This window comes from Mesorhizobium sp. M7A.F.Ca.US.006.04.2.1 (genome assembly GCF_004022915.1).
In the GTDB taxonomy this organism is placed as follows: domain Bacteria; phylum Pseudomonadota; class Alphaproteobacteria; order Rhizobiales; family Rhizobiaceae; genus Mesorhizobium; species Mesorhizobium ciceri.
The window spans coordinates 1-5032 of record NZ_RZQA01000475.1 but is presented as its reverse complement, the minus strand read 5'-3'; the positions used below and the strand labels follow the sequence as shown (position 1 = coordinate 5032).

At 60.7% G+C, this 5032-nt stretch carries 5 protein-coding genes; all 5 read right to left on the bottom strand.

Annotated features, from left to right (window positions below; all coding sequences use genetic code 11):
• The coding region (locus EN925_RS22990) for an NAD(P)/FAD-dependent oxidoreductase (RefSeq protein WP_164894339.1) at positions 1-548 on the bottom strand (548 nt) is incomplete at its 3' end.
• Positions 549-701: 153 nt separating this feature from the next.
• On the bottom strand, positions 702-2306 hold the full coding sequence (locus EN925_RS22985) for a GMC family oxidoreductase N-terminal domain-containing protein (protein WP_013530447.1): 1605 nt from the start codon (positions 2304-2306) through the stop codon (positions 702-704).
• A 95-nt stretch (positions 2307-2401) separates the two neighbouring features.
• Positions 2402-3205, bottom strand: coding sequence for an ABC transporter ATP-binding protein (locus tag EN925_RS22980; protein ID WP_013530446.1), 804 nt, complete (start codon positions 3203-3205; stop codon positions 2402-2404).
• A gap of 13 nt (positions 3206-3218) precedes the next feature.
• Positions 3219-4085 carry an ABC transporter permease gene (locus EN925_RS22975; protein WP_024503974.1) on the bottom strand — a complete coding sequence of 289 codons (867 nt, stop codon included), beginning with the start codon at positions 4083-4085 and terminating at the stop codon, positions 3219-3221.
• A 113-nt stretch (positions 4086-4198) separates the two neighbouring features.
• Positions 4199-5032: ABC transporter substrate-binding protein (locus EN925_RS22970; protein WP_128336949.1), on the bottom strand; the 834-nt coding region annotated here is incomplete at its 5' end.

Here is a 5032-nt window from a genome sequence, read left to right as displayed (position 1 = left end):
TCGGCGATCTGCACCCCCGAAGACCCGGAGCCGACCACCAGCACCGCGCCTGCGGGCAGTTGGCCGGGATTGCGATAGGCGCTGGAATGTATCTGCATAGGTCCGGCGTCCCCGGGAACGACGGCCGGGATGACCGGATGCTGGAAAGCGCCGGTGGCGGCAACCACGCTCCTGGCTTCGATCACGCCATCCGAGGTTTCGATCCGGAAGCCGGGACGGCCGACAAGCCTTTCCACTTTCCTGACCTCCACGCCGCAACGGATGGGGGCAGCGATCATGTCGGCGTAAGCGACAAAATAGTCGGCGACCTTCTCCTTGCCGATAAAGGCATCCGGACCGGCATTGGGAAATTCCATGCCGGGAAAACGGTCATGCCAGGCGGGACCATTGGCAACCAGCGAGTCCCATCTCTCGCTACGCCAGCGTTCGGCGATGCGGTCCCGCTCCAGCACGAGATGGGGCACGCCGCACTTGCTCAGATGCTCGCTCATCGCCAGCCCCGCCTGGCCGCCGCCAACAACAAGCGTGTCTACTGTTTCGACTGGCATTCAGCGGCCCTTTCTGGCTCTCCCCGAGAGTTTCTGCGCATGCGGCGGAGGTCTGATCGTTGGTTTACTGGAGGGACCGGGCAGCGAAAATTACGATTTCATGTGGCAGTGGTTAGCTTGTTCCTAAATGCTGAATTGGCCGCGCGCAGACGGCTACGCCAGTATTGCCATAGCCGCCTTTTCGCCAATCATCATGGATGGCGCATTGGTGTTGCCCCCGATCAATGTCGGCATGACGGAGGCATCAGCGACGCGCAGATTGTCGAAACCGCGCACCTTGAGACCGGCGGGATCAACCACCGCCATGGCGTCGTTGCCCATCCTGGCCGTGCCAACCGGATGATAGACGGTAAGAGCCTCGGCACGCAGATAGGCGAGAATCTCGTCATCGGTGTTCACGTCGGGCCCAGGCAGGATTTCCGGTCCGCGGATGCCGCCAAAAACCGGCGAAGCCAGGATCGAACGCGCGACCTTTATGCCCTCGACGAGGGTCAGGGCATCCTGTTCGTCACTGAAGAAGCGATGGTCTATGAGCATATTGCGGCGGGTGCCGTCGCGTTGAAGCGTGATTTCGCCGACGCTCCCCGGTCTCAACACACAGGTGTGCACGGCATAGCCGTGGCCATATTCGACGAGCCGACCGCGATGGCTGCGATAGCCCGGCACGAAGTGGAACTGAATGTCGGGTATGCTCCCGGCATACTTCGTCCTGGCAAAGCCGCCGGCTTCGACATAGTTGGTCGTCAGCATGCCTTTGCGCCGGGCGAAATACTGGAACGGCGCCGCCAGCATCGCCGGAAGATTGGCAAGTGAAAGGCCGAGCGTCTTGCGGCTGTTCGATCGCACCGTGATCATGCCATCGACATGGTCGCGCAAGTTCTTACCGACGCCTGGCAGGTTCGCGACCGGTTCAATCCCCGCTGCTTTCAGCTCCCCGGCCGGGCCGACGCCGGAAGCAAGCAGAATGCGCGGCGATCCGATCGCACCCGCGCTGAGGACGACCTCCGCTCGGCACCCCAACCGTTGGGTTGCGCCTTCCCTGATCACGTTGACGCCGGTGACGCGCTCGCGTTCAATCGCCAGATCAAGAACCTCGACGCCTGACAATATCCGCAGATTCGAGCGGCCGAGAACCGGCCGGACAAAGGCGCTGTAGGCCGAGAAGCGCTCGCCTCTGTTCTGGGTCACGTTGTAGATGCCGAGGCCGAGTTGGCCACCGGCATTGAAGTCGCGGTTCTCGGGCAGGCCTACGCCTCTGCCCGCCTCAACCCACAGGCTGGATACCACGTTGGGATCGCGCGGATTGTCGACCAGCAATTCGCCGTCGAATCCGTGATAGGCGGGGCTCTGCAACAGGCAGTTCCGCTCCAATTTCTTGAAGACCGGCAGGACATCGGCATAGGACCACCCGGCGCAGCCAAGCGCTGCCCATTCATCGTAGTCTTGCGCGGCGCCACGAATATAGACCATCGAGTTGATCGAACTCGACCCGCCAAGAACCTTGCCCCGGTTGACCGGTATGCGGCGGTTGTTGAGCAGCGGCTGCGGCACGCCCTTGTAGCCGTAGTCGAAGTTCGGATTGCCGTAGAGCGAGAGAATGCCGGCCGGCACGCGCACCCTGGTGCGGTCGTCGCTGCCGCCCGCCTCGATCAGGCAGACACGAACTGCCGGGTCTGCGCTCAGCCTGTTTGCCAAGACACAGCCGGCCGAACCCGCGCCAATGACGATATAGTCAAATTCCGCCGCCTCGATGCTCATGCCTTGCCCGTTTCGTCATCCACACCGAAGACTGCCGATGTCTGTTTCATGCATGTCGTCTGCCCAAAACCGAGGTCACTTTTGAGCGACATGCATTAGTGCTCGTCGTCTTCGTCATTCTTCAGGAGCTCGAGGATCTCCCGCTTCATGGCGATGAAGTTCGGCTCCATGACCAGATCCATGCTGCGTGGACGCGGGAGGCCTACGCGGATTTCCTTCTTGATCTGACCGGGCCGGCCGGACATGACGAGCACCCTGTCCGCCAGCAGGATCGCTTCGTCGATGTCATGGGTAACGAATAGGACCGTCTTCTTGGAATGATCCCAGATCCTCAGCAAAAGCTTCTGCATGCTGTGACGGGTTTGGCTGTCGAGCGCTCCAAAAGGCTCATCCATCAGCAGCACGTCCGGATCATTGGCGAGCGCTCGCGCAATCGCAACGCGCTGCTTCATGCCGCCCGACAGCTGAGACGGGTAATGGTTGGCGAACTTTGCCAGACCGACCTCGTGGAGAAAATGCTCGACAATGACCCTGCGCTCGGCCGGCGCAATGCCCTTCCGCTTCGGGCCATATTCGACGTTCTGCGCCACCGTAAGCCAGGGAAACAGCGTATATGCCTGAAACACCATGCCGCGATCCGGGCCCGGCTCGGTAACAGGCTTGCCGCCGACTACGATCATGCCGCCGGTGCGCTCCTCAAGACCGGCGACGAGATAAAGCAGGCTCGACTTGCCGCAGCCGGATGGGCCGACGATCACACAGAATTCGTTGGGCACGACGTGAAAGGAAATGCCATCCAGCGCCAGCACCGCATTGTCACCCTTGCCGTAGCGCAGGACCACATTGTCGATGCCTATGTCGGAACTCTTTGGTTTCGTCGTAAGATTCAGGGCGTCCATGTGTGCGTGTTCCTCAATTGGCCCAGGGAGCGACGAGGCGGCGGATGCCCCGGAACAATTGGTCGGTGCAAAGACCAAGGATGCCGATCATGGCGATGGCCATGAAGATCACGTCGACCTGAAAGCCGCGCATGGCTTTGAGCGAGATGTAGCCAAGTCCGCTGCGGGCGGCGACGAGTTCGGCCACGACGAGATAGGTCCAGGCCCAGCCCATGGTGACGCGCAGCACATCCAGCACGCTCGGAAGCGTGGCCGGAAAGACGATGTGGAAGACCGTGTCGCCTCGTTTCGTGCCGAGCGTATAGGCTGCGTTGACAAGGTCGCGCTGGACGCTGCGAGCGCTGTCGGCGATCATGACGAGCTGCTGGAAGAAGACGCCGAAGACGATGACGGCAACGCGCTGCTCGATGCCGATGCCGATCCACAGGATGAAAAGCGGCACGAAGGACGTCACCGGCAGATAGCGTATGAAATTGACCAACGGTTCGAGAACGGCCTGGACGATGCGATAGGTGCCCATCGTCAATCCAAGCGGCACCGCAACGATGCTCGAAAGGACGAAGCCGATCAACACCACCTGGACGCTGGCGAAAACATGCTCCCACAACGACCCGTCAAGCGCCATGCTGATGGTGGTGGACAACACGGATTCGGGGCGAGGCAGGAACATTTCCTTGACCGCTCCGGAATAGGTCAGCGCGAACCAGCCGCCGATGACGGCGATCCAGACCATGAAGCCGAGCGTAATGGAGAGAGAGCGCGGCACAGCCCGAAACGGTGTGGCGATGACTTTCAGGACGGATCGACCGGCCTGACCTTCTTCAACTCTCGCGGTCACGCCATTGCTGACCAGAGAGCTCGTGTTCGGTGCTAGTGTCACGGGATACCCTTTTGGGCCGCTTGGACCGGAGGCGCGAGGTCCGCCTCCGGTTCAGCCAAATCACTTTGCAAGGTCAAATTACTTCGCAGGCCAAGCTACTTTCCAAGGCCAAGCTACTTCCCAAGGAAGGATGTATCGACGAGGTCGTCATACTTGACGTCCATTTTGAGCTTGCCGAAGCCGCCCCAGATATCGCCGCCCAGCTTGATCAGCTTGCCGGCTTCGCCAGTCTCGCCACCGGCGAAGAATTCGGCATTGCGCTGCTTACCGTAGAAGTTCACGCCAGCGGCCGAGGAAGCGAAGTCCTTCGGATCCTTCAGCCAGCCGCCGACGCCTTTGGCCATCACCTCATACGCCTTCTCAGGATTCTCCTTGATGAACTCGTTGGCCTTGTAGAGGCCCTTCACCAGCGCCTCGACATCTCCGGGGTTCTTCGTGATGTAGTCGCAGTTGAGCGCCACCACATCGACGATCAAGCCGGGTGTCTTGGAGGAGTCGATCAGCACCTGTCCCTTGTTTTCCTTTTTGGCCAGCGTCAGATGCGGTTCCCAGGTGACGGCAACGGGAATGCGGTCGGCCATGAAGGCGGCGGCGGCATCGTCTGCCGTCATGTTGGTGATCTTCACATCGGCCTGGGTGAGACCGGCCTGCTTGAGCAGGATATTGAACCAGAACTGCGACACTGAACCCTCGTTCAGCGCTACGTCCATGCCTTTGAGGTCGGCGATGCTCTTGACCCCGCTGGGCGCGAGCACGCCATCGCCGCCATGGCTGTCATCCAGCGCATAGACCGACTTGAAGCAAACATCCTTCGAACGATACTTCATGATCTCGTCGACGGTCGAGGCGCTGCCGTCGAGCTCGCCGGCGGCAACAGCCGCCATATACAGCGATGCTTCCTCGATGATCTCAAGCGAGACATCGAGCCCACCTTCCTTGAAGTAACC

Coding starts and splice junctions, on each gene's coding strand:
- EN925_RS22985 (WP_013530447.1), bottom strand. CDS start 2,306: ATGAGCATCGAGGCGGCGGAATTTGACTATATCGTCATTGGCGCGGGT.
- EN925_RS22980 (WP_013530446.1), bottom strand. CDS start 3,205: ATGGACGCCCTGAATCTTACGACGAAACCAAAGAGTTCCGACATAGGC.